Genomic DNA, 1,714 nt, shown 5'->3' on the forward strand with positions numbered 1-1,714 from the left:
GTCGACCCCTTCATCTTCCGGCTGTCGATTTTCGTCCTCGCCGTTTTCGTCGGTTATTTCGTGGTGTGGTCGGTGACGCCGGCGCTGCACACGCCGCTGATGAGCGTGACCAACGCGATCTCCTCGGTGATCGTGGTCGGCGCGCTGCTTGCCGGCGGCGTCGCGAATGTCTCGAGCGGCTCGGGCTGGGCACGCGCCTTCGGCTTCGTCGCGCTCATTTTCGCCTGCGTGAACATTTTTGGCGGCTTCCTTGTCACCCAGCGCATGCTGGCGATGTACAAGAAGAAGTCGAAGTAAGCGGCCACCTCGGGCTGAAGGGATCAATGGGGACCTGAGATGAGCGCCAACCTCTCTGCATTTTTGTATCTCGTGGCGGGAGTGCTGTTCATCCTGTCGCTGCGCGGGCTGTCGAGCCCGGCTTCGTCGCGCCAGGGCAATCTGTTCGGCATGATCGGCATGGCGATCGCGGTCGCCACCACGCTGGCCAACCATCCGCCGGCAGACGGTCTTGCCTGGGTGCTCGTCATCGTCGGCATCGCGATCGGTGCCACGATCGGTGCGGTCATCGCCCGCCGCGTGCCGATGACCTCGATGCCGGAACTGGTCGCCGCCTTCCACTCGCTGGTCGGCATGGCCGCGGTGCTGGTCGCCGCCGGCGCGTTCTACGCGCCCGAGGCCTTCGACATCGGCACCCCCGGCAACATCCATCCGCAGAGCCTGATCGAGATGTCGCTCGGCGTCGCCATCGGCGCGCTGACCTTCACCGGCTCGGTGATCGCGTTCCTGAAGCTGTCCGCGCGGATGAGCGGTGCGCCGATCATCCTGCCTGCCCGCCACATCATCAACATCGCGCTCGCATTGGCGCTGGTGTTCTTCATCGTCCGGCTCGTCCTCACCGGCGGCGCGTTAGACTTCTGGATGATCACCATCCTGGCGCTGGCGCTCGGCGTGCTCATGATCATCCCGATCGGCGGCGCCGACATGCCGGTCGTGATCTCGATGCTGAACTCCTACTCCGGCTGGGCCGCCGCGGGCATCGGCTTCACGCTCGGCAATTCCGCGCTGATCATCACCGGCGCGCTGGTCGGCTCCTCCGGCGCGATCCTGTCCTACATCATGTGCCACGCGATGAACCGGTCCTTCATCTCGGTCATCCTCGGCGGCTTCGGCGGCGAGACCGCGGCGGCCGGCGGCGGCACGGGCGAGCAGAAGCCGGCCAAGCTCGGCTCGGCCGACGATGCGGCCTTCATCATGAAGAACGCGCAGAAGGTCATCATCGTGCCCGGCTACGGCATGGCGGTGGCGCAGGCCCAGCATGCGCTGCGCGAGATGGGCGACATCCTGAAGAAGGAAGGCGTCGAGGTGAAATACGCCATTCACCCGGTGGCGGGCCGCATGCCCGGCCACATGAACGTGCTGCTGGCCGAAGCCAACGTGCCCTATGACGAGGTGTTCGAGCTCGAGGACATCAACTCCGAATTCGCGCAGGCCGACATCGCCTTCGTGATCGGCGCCAATGACGTCACCAACCCGGCGGCCGAAGAGGACAAGACCTCGCCGATCTACGGCATGCCCGTGCTTCAGGTCTGGAAGGCCGGCACCGTGATGTTCATCAAGCGCTCTCTGGCGTCCGGTTATGCCGGCATCGATAACCCGCTGTTCTATCGCGACAACACCATGATGCTGCTCGGCGACGCCAAGAAGGTCACCGAGA

At 65.1% G+C, this 1,714-nt stretch carries 2 protein-coding genes; both read left to right on the plus strand.

From position 1 onward, the window contains the following. Positions 1 to 297, plus strand: a 297-nt coding sequence (locus MOV75_RS36895) for a proton-translocating transhydrogenase family protein (RefSeq protein ID WP_247007852.1), incomplete at its 5' end; no start/stop codon positions are given. A gap of 39 nt (positions 298 to 336) precedes the next feature. Continuing rightward, a partial coding sequence (locus MOV75_RS36900) for an NAD(P)(+) transhydrogenase (Re/Si-specific) subunit beta (RefSeq protein ID WP_246932337.1) occupies positions 337 to 1,714 on the plus strand: 1,378 nt, incomplete at its 3' end.

The sequence above is a fragment of the Bradyrhizobium sp. PRIMUS42 genome (assembly GCF_023006515.1).
GTDB lineage: Bacteria > Pseudomonadota > Alphaproteobacteria > Rhizobiales > Xanthobacteraceae > Bradyrhizobium.